Origin of the sequence: Mogibacterium diversum (assembly GCF_002998925.1) — a bacterium.
Taxonomy (GTDB): domain Bacteria; phylum Bacillota; class Clostridia; order Peptostreptococcales; family Anaerovoracaceae; genus Mogibacterium; species Mogibacterium diversum.
Genome location: NZ_CP027228.1, coordinates 1,334,978 through 1,355,482, shown reverse-complemented (window position 1 = coordinate 1,355,482; position 20,505 = coordinate 1,334,978). Strand labels below are relative to the sequence as shown.

Genomic DNA, 20,505 nt, shown 5'->3' with positions numbered 1-20,505 from the left:
TAGAAAAGATAAAACCCTATAGCAACTCTAGATTTAAATAAATATGTATTAAATTAAATAATAAAAGCAAGGTCCGGTACATCATTAATAATGTGCCGGGCCTTTGGTACAAATAATACATTTTATTTTAAAGAAATCATAATAAATACAATCGGATTTCTTATGCCAAATGATATATACTTCTATTACAGACATGACTTAAGGAGGGTATACCGTGAAAATTCTAGTTTGTGACGATGATAGAGAAATCGCTAGAGCTATAGAGATATATCTAAATAATGAAGGCTTTGAGGTTGTGAAAGCCCACGACGGATTCGAAGCGCTTAACGTGGTGAAAAGCGAGGATGTTAAACTCGCCATCATGGACGTTATGATGCCTAAGCTCGATGGAATTCAGGCCACGCAGATGATTAGAAATGAAAAGGATATTCCTATTATCATGCTGTCTGCAAAGTCCGAGGATTATGACAAGATTATCGGGCTCAATATCGGGGCAGATGATTACGTTACCAAGCCTTTTAACCCAATGGAGCTTGTTGCGAGAGTTAAATCGCAGCTTCGCAGGTATACTCAGTTCGGGAATGCAAAGGAGTCAGCTGAAGAAGGTATCTATAGAGTGGGCGGACTCACCGTGGATGATAATAGCAAAAAAGTTACTGTAGACGGACGAAGTGTCACGCTGACAGCTACTGAATTTGGCATATTGAAGCTTTTAGCGCAGAGCCCTGACAGAGTATTTTCAATGGAGCAGATATATGAATCCGTATGGGATGAGCCTGCTTACAACCCTGAGAATACAGTTGCGGTGCATATCAGACACATAAGGGAGAAAATCGAGATAAACCCTAAAGATCCTAGATACATAAAGGTAGTTTGGGGCACAGGATATAAGCTTGAAGGAGATAACTAATGAGGGAACAAGTCGTAAGGGACGAGTTTCGTGGACTTAAATCCAAGTTCGCCACCTTGGTGGCGACTGTGAGCATGGTGTTCCTCATCGTCTCAGCAAATAGAATTATCGTATATGAGGCGTATACGAGCGAATACTTCAACAGATATGTTGACAAGAATAAGCTAGTTGGCATACTGACGACGAATTTCATACTTCTCATAGTGTTTGGTGCTTTTACGATTGCGGGAGTGATATTCGCGATATATTTCGCTGGTAAATATGACAGAAAAGGTAGGGTTCAGTTAAATCTGCTCGATCGAATATTCCCGGAGCTACGAATTCTAGGAATTTTTATAATGGGAGTTGGTGTCGCTACCTCGGAAGAAATATTCTACGTATATATCTCGTCAGGAAAATCGCTTGACCACATACTCAAGACCATTGTAAAGAAAGGATTTTCAGTCAAGGAACTCACCAAGCAAAGTGATATGCTGCTGGGTAGACAGTATTCGACATTTAAACCAGAGTGGGTGCAAGGCTTCGGTTCGTTGGCACTGATGGCTGTGTGCGTGCTATTAGCCATGATTCTGCTCACTTCGCTCGTAAAAAACATCAAGAATGATGATTTCTTTGAACGCTCAATCATCGGAAAAGTTCTGATGGGTATATATAATATATTCGTGTCGAAGGATATCACGATGAAGAGGCTATATCTCCTCATAATTGCGATTTTTGCACCTGTATATATCTGGCATGGATGGATTTTTGTAGCGATGATTCTAATAATCATATTCGTTCCACGGTACTACCATGACTACGCGAGAGTAAGACAAGGTCTAAGAGCTATTAAGGAAGGCGACTTCGATAAGAAAGTTGTCGTTAGACATAGGGGCGAGTTCGAGCGTCTTGCAAATGACATAAATGAAATCGCCAAGGCGGAAGAGATTGCCCTCGAAAATGAACTGCGAAGCCAGAGGCTGCGTAATGAACTCATTTCAAACGTATCGCATGATCTCAAGACACCACTTACATCGATGGTTACTTACATAGATTTACTCAAGATGCAGGGGCTCGATAGTCCAGATGCGATGTCTTACCTCGAGATTATCGATCAGAAGACCAAGAGACTTCAGAAACTGAGCGGTGACCTATTTGAAGCGACTAAGGCATCAAGTGGGGCTATGCCTATCAGCATCGAAGTTATAGATCTAAACGGTATGGCTCAGCAAATCGTCGGGGAGCTTAACGATATCTTCGTAGCTGCAGATGTAGAGGTTCACTGCGAAAAGAACGATGAACATGTATACGTAAATGCCGACGGGAAGATGCTATGGCGTGTAATCGAGAACCTGCTGACCAATGTCAGCAAGTATAGTATGCCTGGGACAAGGGCATACGTGAAGGTAAGAGAGATGGGCAAATTTGCTGCACTCGAGATCAGCAACGTGTCGAGAGATGCTCTCGATATGGAACCAGATGAGCTGATGGAGAGATTTAAGCGAGGTGATAAGTCAAGAAACACTGAGGGCAGTGGACTTGGGCTTGCTATCGCCAGAGACCTAATGCACATGATGGATGGAGATGTCAGACTGGGAATCGACGGAGACCTGTTTAAAGCTAGGGTTCTGATTCCGCGTGTTGGGCAGAGGTAGGAGATGGAGGAGTCCGTGGGAGTATCATATGCAGACAAGTTTATAAGTTTTGAAGGTGCACTAACGGATAGAGATATAAAGACCTTGGTGTCAGAGAGCAGGCGCGATACTATCCTTCAGACGAATTATATGCCACTCGACACAGCTACTCTGCAGGAGCTTAATAGAAGATATTTTGCTAAATTTAGAGATGCAACCTTACGGATTTATTGTTCGCATGACTGTGATATCAAGACTGTTGAGTGTATGAGCGCGGTTAGACATCTAATTGTCGAGTCATCAACAGAAATCTTGAATTTGGATGTCCTATATGAACTTAACAATCTGCGTAGCCTGTGTATAGAGGCTCCGAAGGTTTCTGACAAGGACTTTCTAAAAAGACTTCCTTCAGGCATAAAATCGCTGGATCTTAACATCTCAAGTAAGGCATTTGACTTAAAGAACCTTAATCGCTTCATCGAATTAGAGATACTCAGCCTGCATAAGTGCTGTAAGAACCTAGGAGTTATATCTGAACTTAAACAGCTGCAAGCGTTAAAGCTACACGGAATTACACCGGAGTCGTACGCGTATATAAATAGCCTGCCAAAACTAAAGAGGCTCTCTATTAGTGGAGGAAATGCTGGAGATTTATCAGGATTATACGGAAACGAAATGATTACAGGGCTGTATTTGTTCAGACTTGCGAAATTTGAAAATTTATCGGTACTGGCAGGATTGCCGAACCTTCGCACTGCTGAGATAGGGCAACTAACAAATGTAAAGAACTTGCCTAATCTGTCTGAGTCATATATTGAGAATCTGTGTTTCGAAAACATGAAGGGGCTTCTAGACTTTACATCCTTAGAGGCAGCTCCTCATATCAAAACAGTTACTGAGACTGTCTGCCCTACTACACTTGATGTAGATACGATTTTACCTGTCTTAAGAAATGAAAATCTAGAAAAGTGTGCGTTCTATACTAGCAGCGACAAGCGTAACAAAGCGATTTCGCAAGCGATTGAAGCGCATGGTAAAGTTTGCGAATCAAATGTATATAAAGTCAGGCGGGAATTGTTCCCTGATGGTTGGATGTAGTTAGCATTCGCAATTATGTTCTACTGTTTTAGCGCATCGGCAGTAGATTAATAGGGGTCATTAAAAAAGCGCAAGCAATTGCAAAACGAAATAGAACATCAACTGTCAGAGTTTTAAGAAGTACAAAATTTTCAAGAGAGTTGTGGAGAGGTACAGGTGCAACGCTTATGAATTTCGGTGCATCAGTTCTAGGTGTTGATACTGTAATAAATCAATGCTATTTCTAGATGAAAGAAGGTGATGTTATGTCTAAAAGAATGATGTTAAAATTTGGTATATGTGTATTGTACATCGTATCAATTATATGTGCCATATTATTCAAAAATGAATCAATAAAATATGCCTTTTCAGCAGTGGCGCTTGTAATTATAGGTGGGTATAACACGCTTGACTACAAGTCTTATGGTAAGAAAAGCTCCTTAGCATTCGCAATTATGTTCTACTGCTTTAGCGCGTCGTCGATAGCATTCGCTATAATATCAACTATACTGGCATAGCGGAAACTACATTTAATTAATATCGATTAGGGATTGGCAGTGCCAATCCCTTTTATAATGCAATGCAAAAACTTTAAAAATGCATAAAATACGAACGGTTGTACTCAAACGTTCGGAGATACTTCGGTAAAATACTAAAATTCCGCATAAAAATCTACAATAGACACAATAAAATACGGATTTAGAAAGCCTTGATTGTTGACATTGATGACGCATGTGATAAATTTAAATTACGGTATAAATAGAGATTGTATCCGTGCCGAGGAAGCTGAAAGTATCAGCTGCCAAAGTGTTAAAAGCATATTGATTAAAGGAGAGTAAAAGACTCTCATGTTGATAATTAAAGATGGAGGTAAGAGAATTATGAAAAAAGTAGCAGTAATCATGGGCAGTGACAGCGATCTGCCAGTAGTTGAGAAATGCATCAACGAGCTAAAGAAATACGGGATACCTACAGAAGTACACGTATACTCTGCGCACAGAACGCCAGATGAAGCGATTGGATTTGCAAAGACTGCTGAAGAGAATGGCTTTGGGGTTATAATTTCTGCAGCAGGTAAGGCAGCTCACCTTGGTGGAGTTCTTGCGGCAAATACAGTCCTGCCAGTAGTTGGAATTCCGATTAAGGCTTCCGCGCTTGATGGAATGGATGCACTCTTATCCACTGTCCAGATGCCACCGGGAATCCCTGTTGCATCCATTGCAATAGACGGCGCTAAGAATGCAGCTATATTCGCAGCTGAAATTCTCGCGGTTTCCGATGAACAGCTTAGAATCAAGCTCAGAGAAGAGCGCAAGAAGGCCCACGATGCAGTAATCGAGAAGGATGCGGCAGTATGCGCAAAATTCAACTAAAATTTTCTTAGTTGTGGCAGAATCAGGTGCTGATTAAAATCGCTTAGAATAAACGGATTTCAGCAGGTAAATCAAAAGTATTTAACAGATTATATTAAGGTTAGGAATAGTATGAGTGAGTTAAGAGAAGAATGTGGAGTAGTGGGCGTTTTCTCTCCAAGGGAGACGTATGAGATAGGCAGAACTGTCTATTATGGTCTTTACTCGTTACAGCACCGCGGACAGGAGAGCTGCGGAATCGTGGTTAACGATGATGGTGTATTTGCGAGCCACAAGGATTTGGGCTTGGTAAACGATGTGTTTAACAACAGCACCCTCGATGAGCTAGGGGTTGGAAGCCTCGCTGTCGGTCATGTGCGCTACGGAACTACGGGCAAGAATGAGCGTGCAAATGCTCAGCCTATAGTTGTAAATCACATCAAGGGAAGCATGGCTGTCGCACATAACGGCAATATCGTAAATTCCGGCGATTTGAGAAGAGAGCTTGAGCTTGAGGGTTCTATCTTCCAGACCACAAGTGACACTGAGGTAATCGCATATCTGATCACCAAGGAGAGACTCCGCACAGATTGTATAGAGAATGCAATCAATGCAGCGATGCATAGGTTAAAAGGTGCATATTCGCTGTGTGTGATGTCACCTAATAAGTTAATCGCCGTTCGTGATGATAGGGGCTTTAGACCACTATGTTACGGTCTCACAGAAGACGGCAGATACGTCGTGGCGTCCGAGTCATGTGCACTCGATGCGGTAGGAGCAAAATTCGTCAGAGACATAGAGCCTGGCGAAATAGTTATTTTCAACCATGATGGTATTCGTAGTATCAAGGATCACTGTAACAAGAATCCTAAGTCTATATGTATCTTTGAATACATCTACTTCGCAAGACCTGACTCCAAGATCGACGGTATCAGCGTTCACCGCGCTAGAGTTGAAGCTGGTAGGGCGCTAGCGATTGACTATCCAGTCGATGCGGACATCGTAATCGGAGTACCTGACTCAGGCCTTGATGCAGCTGTAGGATATGCGCGCGAGTCTGGAATTCCTTACGGCATGGGCTTTGTAAAGAACAAGTACATCGGACGAACATTTATCGCACCTGGGCAGGCACAGCGTGAGAAGCTTGTAAACATCAAGCTCAACGTAATCGAAGAGACTGTAAGAGGTAAGAGGGTTGTCATGATCGACGACTCCATCGTTAGAGGAACGACTTCAAGGAATATCGTCGAGAAGCTCAGACATGCAGGAGCAAAAGAAGTACATCTCATGCTGACAGCACCTCCATTCGTTGACGAGTGTTACTATGGCACCGACGTGTCGGACAAGTCACAGCTTATAGCTGCGAACCATACCGTGGATGAGATTTGCACGCTAATCGGCTGCGATTCAATCGGATTCCTCAAGATGGAGAGACTTCACGAGATGATTGGAACAGCGCCTAATGTGGGATACTGCGATGCATGTTTTGGTGGCGAGTACCCTGCAGGCAGAGCTACCACAGGGAAATTCAAATTCGAGACTAAGCTAAGCGAAAGCAAGAAAAAGGAGAACTAAGATGAAGAGCCAGAGCGAGAGCTACAAGGAAGCGGGAGTAGATATCACCAGCGGATATAGAGCGGTAGAGCTCATGAAGGAGCACGTGGGCAAGACCATGAAGTTCGGAAATACAGCTCCTGTAGGTGGCTTCGGCGGACTGCTGCAGCCAGATCTCACAGGCATGAGCGAGCCAATCCTAGTCAGTGGAACCGACGGCGTGGGAACTAAGCTCAAGCTTGCTTTCCTGCAGGACAAGCACGACACGGTGGGCATCGACTGCGTTGCGATGTGTGTTAACGACATCATCTGTGTGGGTGCAAAGCCCCTGTTCTTCCTCGACTATATAGCTTGTGGCAAGAACGTTCCTGAGAAAATAGCATCCATAGTAAAGGGTGTTGCCGATGGCTGTATCCAGTCCGAGTGCTGCCTAATCGGTGGCGAGACGGCTGAGATGCCAGGCTTCTATCCTGAAGACGAGTATGACCTAGCTGGATTTGCGGTTGGAATCGTAGATAAGAGCAAGGTTATCGATATAGAGAAGGTGAGCGAGGGCGATGTCATAATCGGAATCGCATCATCGGGAATTCATTCAAATGGATATTCGCTAGTCAGAAAGGTTTTCGACGTTGAGAACGTAGATCTCACGGCAAAGAGAGACGATCTCGGAGGAAAGTCCCTAGGAGAGGCACTTATCGAGCCAACTAAGATTTACGTGAAGCCGATGACTGAGCTATTCAAGGAGATGACTCCGCACGCAGTAATGCATATCACAGGCGGAGGTTTTTATGAGAACATCCCTCGCGCACTGCCAGAAGGCATGACAGCTAAGATAGACAAGAACAGTCTTGAGATACCAGCGATTTTCAAGGTTCTAGCTGAGACAGGAAACATCCCAGAGCGCGACATGTTCAACACTTACAATATGGGTATTGGCATGACTGTAGTTGTGCCTCGTGAGGACTCTGAGAGGGCACTCGAGATCATAAACGGTGCTGGCGAGAAGGCGTATGTAATCGGAGAAATCGTTAAAGGAGACGAAGGCGTAATTATCGAAGGATAATTAGCCTTGCATATACACGGCAAGGAGTGAAGATGAGTAGTTTTGCAAGGGTCGCAGTTCTAATATCTGGAGGAGGCACCAACCTGCAGGCTATCATAGATAGGTTGGCAGAAGGTGAGCTTCCGCATGTGGAGCTCGCACTGGTAGCTTCGTCTCGCAAGAATGCGGGAGGTCTTGATAGAGCTGAGAGAGCAGGTATAAAGCATGTTTATATCGGCAAGGAGAATTTTGAGCAGGATCTAATAAAACTTCTAGATGAGCATGAGATAGACATCATCGTGCTGGCGGGATTTCTTAAGATCCTTAGCAGCGATTTTGTCAGCAGATACCCAGACAGGATTATCAATGTGCATCCATCACTCATTCCGTCATTTTGTGGCGACGGCTTCTACGGACTTCGCGTTCACGAGGCCGCACTTTCATACGGTGTAAAGGTGACAGGTGCAACTGTTCATTTCGTAAATGAAGTTACGGATGGTGGCAAGATTATCGCTCAGCGTGCAGTAGATGTTAAGGATGGCGACACGCCAGAAATTCTCCAGAGACGAGTTATGGAGGAAGCTGAGTGGAAACTTCTACCGGCGGCAGTCGAAAAGGTCGCAGCAGAGATAGTGGCAAGGAGAGGATAATGAATATTGCAGTAATTGGTGGCGGCGGTAGAGAGCACGCCATAATCAGGAGTCTAAAGCGTAGCAATGATGTATCGCATATCTATGCACTGCCAGGTAACGGCGGTATAGCTGAAGATGCGGAATGCGTGGCGATTGGTGCAAAAGACCTGGATGCGATTGTCGATTTTGCAGTAGAAAAAAAGCTAGACTACGTTGTCGTAGCTCCCGACGATCCGCTAGTTCTTGGACTCGTGGACATGCTCGAAGAAAAGGGAATTCCCTGCTTCGGTCCAAATAAAGCAGCGGCGATTATAGAGGGAAGTAAAGCGTTTTCCAAGAAGCTCATGAAGAAGTATGAAATACCGACTGCTGAGTATGAGATTTTCAGCGATATGAAAGCTGCTCTCGAATACATCGAAACTTGCCCGATTCCGACGGTAATCAAGGCTGATGGGCTTGCGCTAGGTAAGGGTGTAATCATTGCTGAAACTCGCGAAGAGGCTAGAGATGGACTCCGCACAATAATGGAAGACCATAAGTTCGGCGCGAGCGGAGACACTGTAGTCATAGAGGAATTTCTAGAAGGTCCTGAGGTAAGCGTGCTATCGTTCACTGACGGCAAGGTAGTTAGACCGATGGTTTCCTCGATGGACCACAAGAGAGCTCTAGATGGAGACAAGGGACTAAATACTGGAGGCATGGGCACCGTTGCTCCTAACCCTTACTACACAGAGGAGATTAGCGAGCAGTGCATGGAGCAGATATTTAGGCCTACTATTGAAGCTATGGCAGCTGAGGGAAGGGCTTTTAAGGGCTGCCTTTACTTTGGTCTCATGCTCACCAAGGATGGACCGAAGGTCATCGAATACAACAGTAGATTTGGCGATCCTGAGACACAGGTGGTGCTTCCACTCCTAGAGGGAGACCTTCTAGAAATCATGAGGGCGACTACAGACGGCACACTGGCTGATGTGAAGTTCTCATTTAGAGATGAAGCCGCATGCTGCGTAGTAGCTGCCTCAGATGGATACCCTGCATCATATGAAAAGGGATTTGAGATAAAGCTTCCGGAGGAGCATGAGCACATATACATTGCAGGCAGTAAGCTCAAAGATGGCAAGCAGGTGACAAGCGGCGGCAGAGTGCTCGGTGTGGTTGAGACAGCTCCGACACTCGATGAAGCGGTGGATAAAGCCTATGCGAAGCTAGGAGAAGTGCATTTCGATAATATGTATTTTAGAAGAGATATCGGAGCGAAGGCGCTCGCAGCACGAAGATAACGGACGCTTAACTAAGCACTTATATTTAAAACTATAACAATAATAAATGACTGATTAGAGACAGGAGTAATGGCATGGTCAAAGCTTTATACGTAGAGAAGAAGCCGGAATTCGCAAATAGGGCAAATGAGCTTATCAAGGAGTTCAGAGAAAACCTGCAGATTGCGAGCTTGACGAACATCAGAGTGATCAATAGATACCTAATCGAGGACTTATCAGATAAGGCTTTTGAAGAGGCTCGCGGAACGATTTTTTCAGAACCGCCAACTGATACTAGCTACACGGATATGGACTTTCGTAAACAGGTTGTAATCGCTGTAGAGTACCTACCTGGCCAGTTCGACCAGAGAGCGAGCTCAGCAGAGGAGTGCCTACAGTTTATCGCTCCAGACGAGAAGCCGACAGTAAAGTCAGCGGTTATATATATCCTAGAGGGTGAGCTATCCAATAAAGAGCTCGAGAAGATTAAGAACTACCTGATTAATCCAGTTGAGTCGCGCGAAGCTTCGCTTGGAGTTCCTGCTACACTAAAGGCAAAGTATCCTGAGCCAGCACCAGTTGCGACAATCAAGAACTTTACAAATTATACAGACGCAGACCTCGAGACTTACCTCGCGGCAAATTCGCTTGCGATGGACATTGAGGATCTCAAGATGTGCCGTGAGTATTTCAAAGAGGAGGGCAGAGATCCGAGCGTTGCCGAGATTAAGGTTATCGACACGTACTGGTCAGATCACTGCCGTCACACCACTTTCAACACGACCATCAGGGGTGTTGTATTTAAGGATGAGACTATCAATAAGACATTTAGCGAATACCAAGAACTTCGTAAGCAGCTAGGAGTGCACAAGCCTATCAGCCTGATGAACGTTGCGACTATTGCGGTTAAGGCACTCAAGGAGAACGGCAAGATGGTAGATGTCGTGGAGTCGGAGGAAATTAACGCATGCACAGTTGATTTTAAGGCGAATATCGACGGAGAAGAGCAGGATTGGGTTCTGCTGTTCAAGAACGAGACGCACAATCACCCTACGGAAATCGAGCCATTTGGTGGAGCTGCGACTTGTATCGGTGGAGCTATTAGAGACCCACTGTCAGGCAGAAGCTACGTATATGCAGCGATGCGTGTGACGGGCGCGGGGAATCCGCTCACGCCTGAGTCAGAGACGAGACCGGGAAAGCTCTCGCAAAAGAAGATTACGACAACAGCTGCCTCAGGATACAGCTCATACGGAAACCAGATTGGACTCACGACTGGTCTCGTGGATGAGGTGTATCACGAAGGATACGTGGCAAAGAGAATGGAAGTTGGTGCGGTGATTGCGGCTGCTCCAGCAGAGAATATCAGGAGAGAGAGGCCAGAAGCAGGTGACGTTATCATCCTGCTGGGCGGCAGAACTGGTAGAGACGGAATCGGCGGAGCTACAGGCTCATCCAAGTCTCACAGCATGGAATCACTAGAGTCGTGCGAGGCGGAGGTTCAGAAGGGCAACGCTCCTGAGGAGAGAAAGATTCAAAGACTGTTCAGAAACCCAGAGGCGACTACGCTCATTAAGCGCTGCAATGACTTCGGTGCAGGTGGAGTTTCAGTTGCTATCGGCGAGCTAGCAGATGGCCTAGAAGTGACTCTTGACAACGTGCCTAAGAAGTACGACGGACTGGATGGAACTGAACTCGCAATCAGCGAGTCTCAGGAGAGAATGGCTGTTGTAGTTGCAGCATCCGATTCAGATAAATTCAAGAAGCTCGCGGAGAGCGAGAATCTCGAGGCGACGACAGTAGCTACTGTTACAGAAAAGGCTTACCTCACGATGAATTTCAGAGGTCAGCAGATTGTAAATATTTCCAGAGAATTCCTAGACACTAACGGTGCGGAGAAAGAAGCTGACGTCGTAGTTGAGGGTGCTCGAAGATTCGATAAAGAGATACCAAGAGATTTTGAGAAAGGTATGAAGGAACTCGTATCCGACCTCAATGTCTGCTCGAAGAGAGGACTTTCTGAACGTTTTGACTCGACAATCGGCGGAAATACAGTCCTGATGCCTTTTGGCGGAATCAAGCAGAGAACACCTATTCAGGCTATGGTTCACAAGATTCCAATGCTCGAGGGCGAGTGCAGTACCGTATCGATGATGTCGTACGGTTTCAATCCATATATCCTAGAGCAGAGCCCTTACCACGGTGCATATCTTGCAATCGTGGAGAGTGTTGCGAAGCTCGTAGCAACAGGCGCTAGCTATGACCACATATATCTAAGCCTTCAGGAATATTTCGAGAAGCTAGGTGATAACGACAAGTCTTGGGGCAAGGCATTCAGCGCAGTTCTAGGTGCGTTCAGAGCACAGATGGAGCTTGGCATCGGAGCAATCGGTGGTAAGGATTCCATGAGCGGAACTTTCGAGGATATTCACGTTCCACCAACTCTTATTTCTTTTGCAGTAACTACAGATGAACTCTGCAAAGTGGTTTCACCAGAGTTCAAGGGCAGAGGGCACGAAGTCGTGTGGCTTAGACCAGAGCTTGGTGAGGACGGGCTACCAAAGGCTGAATCGCTCATCAAGAACTTTAAGCTAGTTAGAACGCTCGTTGATAACGGGCTGGTTGCAGCATGCTATACGCCTGGATTCGGCGGACCCGCAGAGGCGGTCTTCAAAATGGCAATCGGCAACAACATCGGCTTCGAGTTCGATGAGGGCATATCCATGAGAGAGATGTTCGGTTATGCGTACGGAAGCTTTATCATTGAGACTAGCAAGGATATAGATTTGACAGCGGATATGAAGCTTCTGGGCAAGACAGTTTCCCGCGAATCAATCGGCAGCAAGAAGGGACGCGTGCGCCTACTAGCTCTTAACGCGCTCTACGAGGGCAAGCTAGAGCCTGTGTATAGCTGCAATATCAAGACTTCAGATGAAAGCATCCCTGAGATGATATATAGAACAAGAAGCGATGAGGCTCCAAGAAGCACTGTGGATAAACCAAGGTTCTTAATCCCTGTATTCCCAGGTACGAACTGCGAATACGATACGGCTAGAGCCGTTGAGAAGGCCGGTGGAGAGGCGGAGATATTCGTTGTTAACAACCTCACTGCAGACCATCTAAAGCGCTCTGTAAAGGAGTTTGCAGCAGCACTATCTAAGGCGAACGTCTTATTTATCCCAGGAGGTTTCTCGGGTGCTGACGAGCCAGATGGCTCTGGTAAGTTCATCACTTCGTTCCTAAGAAATGAAGCAATTTCTGTAGAGCTCATGAAGCTGCTAAACGAACGAGATGGACTAGTTGCAGGAATCTGTAACGGATTCCAGGCACTAATCAAGCTCGGATTGCTACCATATGGAGAGATCGGCGTGCAGAAGGAAAACAGCCCAACTCTAACGTTCAATAATATCGGCAGACACCAGTCTAAGCTCGTGAGAACTAAGGTGTGCTCAACAAGGTCACCTTGGCTTAGGAAAGCGAGCGTTGGACAGATACTGACTGTGCCAATCTCACACGGCGAGGGTAGGTTTGTAGCTAACACTAACGATATAGATACAATGCTCGAGAATGGGCAGATCCTGACGCAGTACGTTGATTTTGAAGGAAATCCAACTATGGACATCCAGTTCAATCCAAACGGTTCATCTATGGCTATCGAGGGAATACTCTCGCCAGACGGAAGGATTCTCGGCAAGATGGGACACTCCGAAAGAATAGGAGATGGCCTTTACAAGAACGTACCGGGTGAGTTTGAGCTGGGACTATTTGAGTCGGCGGTTTCGTACTTTAGAGGCGAATAATAGGGATAGTGAAAAAACGTTCAGGTTAGTGCTGACATTGAGGCCTGCGAGTGTGATATACTACTTTTCGTAATACGAAGGTAACGTATGTATAATATATTTAGAAAGGGAAACTGGAAAAATGAGTAAGGAAAGAATTCTTGTGCTTAATCTAGGATCTACATCAAGTAAGATTGCTGTATACGATGATGCTCAGGAGGTTTTTAAGGAAACAATCAGACATACACAGGAGGAGATGGCTCAGTTCGATGATGTGCTTGAGCAGTTTAACTTCCGCAATGAGAAGGTTAGAGAGGCTCTTGAGAGCAACGGTATCGGAGTTGATACACTTACAGCAGTATGCTCGAGAGGTGGAAATATTATCGCTTGCCCTCACGGCGCTATCGGAATTGACCAGGAGATGATCGATTATCTGACGAGACCAGAGGACACAGCGAAGCATGCGTCGCTACTTGGCAGCATGATTGCTTTTGACCTCAAAAAAGAGTTTGGAATCCCTGCGTGCATCTATGATGCAATCGGAACAGATGAGATGCAGGCAGTAGCAAGAGTTTCCGGCGTTCCGGAGATTCCTCGTTACACTGTTGGACACACGTTAAACACGAGAGCGATGGCTATCAAGTGCGCTGATGAAGTGCTCAAGAAGCCATTTGATGAGTGCACATTTATCGTTGCTCACATGGGTGGCGGAAGCTCAATTAGACTTTATCACAATGGTGTAAATATCGACTGCGTAAACGACGATGAAGGAAACTTCTCACCAGAGCGTGGTGGGGCAGTAGGTTGTAAGGATCTTGTAAATTATTGCTTTACATCAGGCAATGATGCAAAGACTGTAATGAAGAAGTTCCACGGTGCAGGCGGACTCAAAGCTCATCTCGGCACTACAGATGCTATAGAGGTGGAGAAGATGATAGATGCAGGCAACGAGTATGCGAAGGTCGTATACGAGGCAATGGCATATGAAATCGCTAAGGATATCGCTAAACTATCTGCTCCAGTGGCTGGCAAGGTTGATAGAATCATCCTCACAGGCGGAGTAGCTTACTCCAAGTTCCTTACAGATATCATCGAGGGCATGGTAAGCTGGATTGCTCCAGTTGAGATGATGCCTGGCGAATACGAGATGGAAGCTTTGGCAGCTGGAGCTTTAAGAGTTCTGAGAGGCGAAGAGAAGCTTCAGGACTTCGGTGAAATCAAGGCTGCGGCAGTTGACAGAATCCGCATCTGCAAAGGTGTAGAGCCTTATACAACTCCAGCGAAGTAAGTCGCAAGACTAAGAAATTAGATGAATATATATCCTTGAGATTAATCTGAAAGACACCGACCATGATATTATGATGGTCAGTGTCTTTTTGGCTGAAAGCTGTTTGCGAAGTATTGAAAAAACAATATATAAATATATCTTCATAAATTTTATCAATGGGGATTTAAATCATCACTGATATATAATCCATAAAAGAGAAGGTGCCTTTGAACTAACGTGAGTCTATTCACTTAGCGTAGGTGTTTCAATTAATCTCATAAGTTATATCTGTTTGATTAAGAAAAGGGACAATTAGTAATGAAGAAAAAAATCTTTGCAGTGACAACTATTTTAGTCTTTGCTCTTTCTATGCTAACGGCATGTGGAAACAAATCCGAAGAGAAAGCAAAACCAGTGTCAGCGCCTGCTGTTAAAGAGAGACAGGTGTACGTAACTCCTAAGTGGGTTAAGAGTGTAATCGACAAAAACCAGAAGGGTTACGAAGATTATGTAGTAGCGGAAGTAGGCTACCCAGCGAAAGCCTCAAAGGATAAAGATTTCGTTAAGGGTCATATAAAAGGATCCATATATGTATCGGATCAGGAAGTTGAAGATGCGACTGGATCTAAGGAAGGTGCATACAACCTACTATCACCTGAGAAGGTAAGAGATAATATGCTTGCGCACGGAATCACTAAGGATACAAAAGTTATCCTTTATGGAAAGGATACTTCCGGTGTTGCAAGAGTGGCATTTGCATATATCTGGTGCGGAGTTTCAGATGTTAAGATTCTAGATGGTGGCATCGCTGCATGGGAAAAGGCAGGATATGAAACTGTTAAGGGTGACCCTGCGAAGCGTAAAAAGGCAACCGACTTTGGTGTAGCGGTTCCAGCACATCCTGAATATTATACAAGCATCCAGGACGTTAGACAGAAGCTTGGTAAGGACCCGAACTTCAAGCTTGTCAGCATCAGATCAAAGAATGAGTGGCTTGGAAAGACAAGTGGATACGACTACATAGATAAGGCTGGAGAGCCAGAAGGTGCAGTTTGGGGTAAAGGTGCAAACAGTGCAGCCGACGTAGCACAGTTCGTTAATAAGGATGGAACTATAAAATCCCTAAAGGGATTCCAGGAAGTATGGAAAGACTGCGACTTTACACTTGATAATCACCTAGCATTCTACTGCGGAACTGGTTGGAGAGCATGCCCACCATTCCTCGTACTATATCAGAATGGATATAATAATATATCAGTTTATGATGGTGGCTGGTATGAGTGGCAGATGCACGACGATTATCCAGTTCAGGTTGGAGATCCTAAGAGCTCAAATGTCAAGCACACAACTGCTGGACAGCTAGAGACTGGTAAAGCTACAAAGAAAAAGTAAGCAAAAATTTAGCTATAAGTCGCTGTTAGATTTTACTGACAGCGGCTTTATTTCATATATAATAGAAACGATAATAGATAATACTCAATTTGAATTTTTGATAAGAGAAAGAGAAAATGAAAATAAGAAAATCACACTTAATAATGGACTTTCTAGCCATCATCATGTTTGTTGGTGCATACTACTGCAAGATGTTCGCAGATACCAAGTTGGGTTTTGTGAGGTGGCTTAATTATAACGGTAGTAAGCTGGCAGCGGCAGTCCCAATTGCTCGTATAAAATTCGTCACTTTCTTGATAATTGCAGTAATCGCTGTACTGGCAATTGGTAGAATTTTAAGAGGGAAAAGGAACTTTCGGATTGTAGATATAGCAATAGCCGTTGCGACACTGATTGTGACATTATTTTACCTATATGCTACGATCACATTCACATATGATTATTCAGAAGCGTACTTCCTATTGCTGCCGCTAATTGCTCTTGGCACACTATTCACTGCGATACGATGCTTAATTAGCAGTAAGGTGCACAAAGATGAAAAATAAAAAGCTGTGGGTATTTGTCGGAACAGTTGTATTAATAGTGCTTATAAATCACTTCTTTGGCATATCTGAATGGTTAGGTGGAGATAAGGGACTGAGCTTTCTAAAAAAGCTCGTTGAAGAAAACCTTATGCTCGCAATATTAATCTACATAGTTGTAACCATAATTAGCTGCGTGGTTTTTGCTCTTCCTGGAGTAACATTTGCAATAGCCGCGAGTGTTCTCTTTGGCCCTATACTTGGAACAATTTGCTGCGTAATAGCGACTACGCTTGGTGCTATGCTTGCTTTCTTGACAGGAAGATATTTTTTAAAGGACAGCATCAAACCGACTGTTCAAAAAAATAAGTATTTAAAAAAGTGGCTGTTCGATGAGTCAGGGCAAAATGAATTCTTCGTTTTGATGATTACCAGGCTAGTACCGATTTTTCCGTACAACCTGCAGAATTTTGCATATGGCATAACGGATATTTCATTTGCATCATACTCTATAGGTACTCTAATTTTTATTTTGCCGGGGACTGCGATGTATACGGTGGGATTCTCTGGTTTCACAGAGACCAGTGGAAATAGATGGGTGTACTTCGCCATATCCATTGCTCTTGCAGTTGTAGTAATCGGTATTTCTATGTGGTTAAAGAAAAGATACGTAGTCAAAGAGACTGGGGCCAGTGACAGAGGCTCGGGGAAAGCACCGTATATAGGAGCTGACAAAGATTCTTCTCTAGATTTGACAAGGTGCATCCATTGTCATAAGTGTCAAAATAACTGCAAGTTTCTTGCAAAACATAGAATAGATATTGGTGATGGTGATAAGCTTAATGATCTAGCATATCACTGCTTTCTATGCGGTGAATGCACGGCGGTATGTCCGATGAAAATTGACGGACGAGAAGTCGTATTGCGTTTTAGGCAGAGTGCGGTCGATGATCTGGCAGGCGAGGAGCAGATTAGCAAAAGATATAAGGGCATGCTGCTTGAAAAGAGGAAGTATATATTTAAAAATTACAGACATGCTGGAAATGGGCACGCGGCCTTCTTCCCTGGATGCAATTTTGTATCTATGTATCCTAAAACCACGAAGCATGTTGTCGCACTTCTTAAAGAAGTAAATATAGGCGTCATTTATGATTGCTGCGGGAAACCAGTAGCAGAGCTCGGGCTTGCTGAAGATGAGCAAAGAATAATAAGTGATATAGATAATAGGTTGAGAGAATTAGGCATAAGCGAGCTTGTTACAGCCTGTCCAAACTGTTATGATTTTCTGGGAGGCAAGCTAGAAGCCAAAGTTGTGAGCATCTATGATAAGCTGGCTGAACTTGGCATTGGAGCAGAAGTCGAGGGTGGCAAAAAGATGTTCATGCCATGCCCAGATAGAAATAAGGGAGAGCTTTTATCTCAGATTGAAGAGAATTTTGCAAAGAAGCCTTTTGAGAAGATTGATGGAGTGCAGTGCTGTGGACTGGGAGGAAGTGCAGGAGCCTGTGAACCTGAGCTTGCAAAGAATATGACCAAAAAGCTTGAGGACGGCATATGGGTATATTGCGCAACATGTGCAGGTAAAATCACTCGTGATGGGCATAAAGATGTAAAGCATGTTCTTCCAGAAATCCTTGGAACGTGTGAAAGTCCAGATACAAAGAAATCATATTTTAACAGGGTGTTTACGAAATTTAAATGAAGCAAAAACTAGACAACATAAAATCAGATAAAGCTGTAATATTGTTCACACGAATTCCAGAGCCTGGCAAAGTAAAGACGCGAATGATGCCTTATTTAAGCCCAAGTGAGTGTGCAGAACTTCAAGAATGCTGTATAAAGGATTCGTTGGAAATGCTTCGAGAAGTAGATGTAGATAAATTCATTTGTTATGAGCCTTCTGGGGACAGGAATTTGCTTGCAGAGCTATGTAAAGAGACAAATTTTATTGTTCAGCGTGGTGATGACATAGGGGCACGAATGAAAAATGGTCTCAGCGATGTGTTCGATATTGGTTACAAGTCAGTCTTGCTCATGGGATCGGACATACCTGAGGTTAAGTCGTCAGATATAACGGATGCATTTTCGCAGCTACAATCATGTGATACCGTCATTGGCCCTTCACAGGATGGTGGCTACTATCTTATAGGCATGAATGACATTAAACCAGAGTTATTTGCTCAATCATCGTATGGGCACGGCAAGGTGCTTGATGAACTCTTGCACATCGCTGCGGATAACAATATTCACGTTACTTTAGTGGCGGAACACCGTGATTTGGATACAAAAGATGATATTTTGTATTTTAGGGAGCATATTCGACATCAACACCATCTTATGGAAAGTGAAGTAGGGAAATTCGTTACAAAGGTACTGCGGGTTTCTGTAATTGTTCCGACTTACAATGAGGAAAAGCGAATTGACAAGCTTATAAAGCAGCTTGATGACATCTGTGATGATGCTGAGATTGTCATAGTAGATGGCGGTAGCACGGACTCTACATTAGCTCATATTCCTGATAGATATCGTATTGTAAAAAGTGATAAGGGAAGAGCTCTTCAGCTAAATGCAGGTGCAAGGGCAGCTAGCGGCGAGGTGCTGTTCTTCATGCACGCTGACAGTGAGCTACCTAACAAGCCAATACATGAAATAAGAGAGGTTATGAAAACCTACAATGCAGGGTGTTTCGGCATAGAGTTTCAATCAGATAATCTGCTGATGAAAATCAACGCAGCCATTTCAAATGACAGAGCATTTCGCAGACAGATAGCTTTCGGAGATCAAGGCATGTTCATGACCCGAGAAGTGTTTGAAGGAGTCGGGGGATTTCCAGAAATTCCCATTATGGAGGACTACCAGTTGTCGCTAACACTTAGGGAAATGGGAATAAGAATAGGTGCTACAAGAGGTAGAATTTGCACCTCTGATAGACGGTACCCGAAAGGAAATATTAAAAAGCTACGACTCATGTTCAAGATGTGGCTTTTGCGCAGAAAATACAGGATGGGGATAGATCCGTATCAAATTGCTAAAGAGTACAAGGATATTAGATAAATGAGCAAATCAACAATCGAAAGTGGACTAAAGCGAATAGCTGCCTCGAAACCATATAGAGAGGCTCTTGGACTCCCTGATGAAGTAACCGAGGAATACAACCTTTTGGCCCAAGGAGAGTACAATATCAACTATATATTTACTCATCCTATAACGGGCAAGAAACTTGTTCTTAGGGTGAATTGCGGGTCCCAGATGCATTTAGAGAATCAGATAACCTATGAATATCGGGCACTAGAATTGCTCGAACAATCTGGTAGAACACCTGCTGTTTATTATGTTGATGATACAAAGCAATTTATAAATAATGGCGTACTTGTAATGGAATATTTATCGGGACACTCGCTTATATATGAGAAAGAGATGGATAAGGCGCTAGCTGTTTTAGCGGATATCCACAGCGTTAATATAGAACCTCAGAATAAAGGTGAGGAGACCGTAAGCATAAGTGGCACAACGCTACTGGCTCCGAGAGAACCTCTCAAAGCTATTCTTGAAGAGTGTGAGCAGATGGCTGCTAAGTTCTTTGATTATGAGCAGGCTGATATCATGATTAAACAAAAAATCAGAAAGCTACTCGACTACGGCTGGAAGAGACTAGGCAGAAGAACCGGGGTCTCTCCGTATAACTGCATTATAAACACAGAATTGAACTCCACAAACTTCCTAATCAATGGACCTGGAGAACAGAGTTACCTTATTGACTGGGAAAAGCCTTTGTTCGGTGACCCAGCTCAGGACCTCGGGCACTTTCTTGCGCCGACTACTACTTTTTGGAAAACTGATACGATTTTTACGCCACAGGAAATTGATTATTATATAGATGAGTATATATATGCAGTTGCAGGCAGGTACATTACAGCAGAATTAAAGGAGAGAACTCACGATTTTGTGCCTATAACGTGTCTCAGGGGTGTAACATGGTGTGCTATGGCATGGGTAGAATACAGACAGCCGGGTAGAGATATTACTAATGAAAGTACAGCGCGGAAGCTGGAACAGTACATCAATCCAGAGTTTTTGGATAGAATTGAAGAGTTAATTGAGGCATAA

At 44.1% G+C, this 20,505-nt stretch carries 15 protein-coding genes; all 15 read left to right on the top strand.

What is annotated here, in order from left to right; translation table 11 throughout:
• The first annotated feature begins 214 nt into the window (after nt 1-214).
• The 15 genes from C5Q96_RS06415 (at nt 215) to C5Q96_RS06340 (ending at nt 20,505) form a co-directional block, all read left to right on the top strand.
• Nucleotides 215-910 (top strand): response regulator transcription factor, encoded by a 696-nt coding sequence (locus tag C5Q96_RS06415; RefSeq protein ID WP_106057552.1) that lies wholly within the window; start codon nt 215-217, stop codon nt 908-910.
• On the top strand, nt 910-2,544 hold the full coding sequence (locus C5Q96_RS06410) for a HAMP domain-containing sensor histidine kinase (RefSeq protein WP_106057551.1): 1,635 nt from the start codon (nt 910-912) through the stop codon (nt 2,542-2,544). The genes C5Q96_RS06415 and C5Q96_RS06410 overlap by 1 nt, the downstream gene beginning before the upstream one ends.
• A gap of 15 nt (nt 2,545-2,559) precedes the next feature.
• Complete coding sequence (locus C5Q96_RS06405) at nt 2,560-3,621, top strand: leucine-rich repeat domain-containing protein (protein WP_106058016.1); 1,062 nt, start codon at nt 2,560-2,562, stop codon at nt 3,619-3,621.
• An 860-nt stretch (nt 3,622-4,481) separates the two neighbouring features.
• Nucleotides 4,482-4,973: a 5-(carboxyamino)imidazole ribonucleotide mutase gene (gene purE, locus C5Q96_RS06395; RefSeq protein ID WP_106058015.1), complete on the top strand. Its 492-nt coding sequence runs from the start codon at nt 4,482-4,484 to the stop codon at nt 4,971-4,973.
• A 111-nt stretch (nt 4,974-5,084) separates the two neighbouring features.
• Nucleotides 5,085-6,527: an amidophosphoribosyltransferase gene (purF, locus tag C5Q96_RS06390; RefSeq protein ID WP_106057549.1), complete on the top strand. Its 1,443-nt coding sequence runs from the start codon at nt 5,085-5,087 to the stop codon at nt 6,525-6,527.
• Between the two features lies 1 nt (nt 6,528).
• Nucleotides 6,529-7,569 carry a phosphoribosylformylglycinamidine cyclo-ligase gene (gene purM, locus C5Q96_RS06385; protein WP_106057548.1) on the top strand — a complete coding sequence of 347 codons (1,041 nt, stop codon included), beginning with the start codon at nt 6,529-6,531 and terminating at the stop codon, nt 7,567-7,569.
• 32 nt (nt 7,570-7,601) lie between these two features.
• On the top strand, nt 7,602-8,198 hold the full coding sequence (gene purN / locus C5Q96_RS06380; protein ID WP_106057547.1) for a phosphoribosylglycinamide formyltransferase: 597 nt from the start codon (nt 7,602-7,604) through the stop codon (nt 8,196-8,198).
• Nucleotides 8,135-9,460, top strand: a complete 1,326-nt coding sequence (gene purD / locus C5Q96_RS06375) for a phosphoribosylamine--glycine ligase (RefSeq protein ID WP_330403788.1) — start codon at nt 8,135-8,137, stop codon at nt 9,458-9,460. Before purN ends, purD begins: the two co-directional genes overlap by 64 nt.
• 74 nt (nt 9,461-9,534) lie before the next feature.
• Nucleotides 9,535-13,239: a phosphoribosylformylglycinamidine synthase gene (locus C5Q96_RS06370; RefSeq protein ID WP_106057545.1), complete on the top strand. Its 3,705-nt coding sequence runs from the start codon at nt 9,535-9,537 to the stop codon at nt 13,237-13,239.
• A gap of 121 nt (nt 13,240-13,360) precedes the next feature.
• Complete coding sequence (gene buk / locus C5Q96_RS06365) at nt 13,361-14,506, top strand: butyrate kinase (RefSeq protein WP_106057544.1); 1,146 nt, start codon at nt 13,361-13,363, stop codon at nt 14,504-14,506.
• Between the two features lie 297 nt (nt 14,507-14,803).
• Nucleotides 14,804-15,877: a sulfurtransferase gene (locus C5Q96_RS06360; RefSeq protein WP_106057543.1), complete on the top strand. Its 1,074-nt coding sequence runs from the start codon at nt 14,804-14,806 to the stop codon at nt 15,875-15,877.
• 116 nt (nt 15,878-15,993) lie between these two features.
• Complete coding sequence (locus C5Q96_RS06355; RefSeq protein WP_106057542.1) at nt 15,994-16,422, top strand: hypothetical protein; 429 nt, start codon at nt 15,994-15,996, stop codon at nt 16,420-16,422.
• Nucleotides 16,412-18,100, top strand: coding sequence for a VTT domain-containing protein (locus C5Q96_RS08850; RefSeq protein WP_330403787.1), 1,689 nt, complete (start codon nt 16,412-16,414; stop codon nt 18,098-18,100). Before C5Q96_RS06355 ends, C5Q96_RS08850 begins: the two co-directional genes overlap by 11 nt.
• Nucleotides 18,097-19,452, top strand: a complete 1,356-nt coding sequence (locus C5Q96_RS06345) for a TIGR04283 family arsenosugar biosynthesis glycosyltransferase (protein WP_106057541.1) — start codon at nt 18,097-18,099, stop codon at nt 19,450-19,452. Before C5Q96_RS08850 ends, C5Q96_RS06345 begins: the two co-directional genes overlap by 4 nt.
• Entirely contained in the window at nt 19,453-20,505 is a 1,053-nt protein-coding gene (locus tag C5Q96_RS06340; RefSeq protein WP_106057540.1) for an aminoglycoside phosphotransferase family protein, read from the top strand.

What these genes read in the sequence shown, in the direction of transcription:
- purF (WP_106057549.1), top strand. Translation starts at nt 5,085, where the DNA reads ATGAGTGAGTTAAGAGAAGAATGTGGAGTAGTGGGCGTTTTCTCTCCA.
- purM (WP_106057548.1), top strand. Translation starts at nt 6,529, where the DNA reads ATGAAGAGCCAGAGCGAGAGCTACAAGGAAGCGGGAGTAGATATCACC.
- purE (WP_106058015.1), top strand. Translation starts at nt 4,482, where the DNA reads ATGAAAAAAGTAGCAGTAATCATGGGCAGTGACAGCGATCTGCCAGTA.
- C5Q96_RS06345 (WP_106057541.1), top strand. Translation starts at nt 18,097, where the DNA reads ATGAAGCAAAAACTAGACAACATAAAATCAGATAAAGCTGTAATATTG.
- C5Q96_RS06340 (WP_106057540.1), top strand. Translation starts at nt 19,453, where the DNA reads ATGAGCAAATCAACAATCGAAAGTGGACTAAAGCGAATAGCTGCCTCG.
- C5Q96_RS08850 (WP_330403787.1), top strand. Translation starts at nt 16,412, where the DNA reads ATGAAAAATAAAAAGCTGTGGGTATTTGTCGGAACAGTTGTATTAATA.
- C5Q96_RS06370 (WP_106057545.1), top strand. Translation starts at nt 9,535, where the DNA reads ATGGTCAAAGCTTTATACGTAGAGAAGAAGCCGGAATTCGCAAATAGG.
- buk (WP_106057544.1), top strand. Translation starts at nt 13,361, where the DNA reads ATGAGTAAGGAAAGAATTCTTGTGCTTAATCTAGGATCTACATCAAGT.
- C5Q96_RS06410 (WP_106057551.1), top strand. Translation starts at nt 910, where the DNA reads ATGAGGGAACAAGTCGTAAGGGACGAGTTTCGTGGACTTAAATCCAAG.
- purN (WP_106057547.1), top strand. Translation starts at nt 7,602, where the DNA reads ATGAGTAGTTTTGCAAGGGTCGCAGTTCTAATATCTGGAGGAGGCACC.
- C5Q96_RS06355 (WP_106057542.1), top strand. Translation starts at nt 15,994, where the DNA reads ATGAAAATAAGAAAATCACACTTAATAATGGACTTTCTAGCCATCATC.
- C5Q96_RS06360 (WP_106057543.1), top strand. Translation starts at nt 14,804, where the DNA reads ATGAAGAAAAAAATCTTTGCAGTGACAACTATTTTAGTCTTTGCTCTT.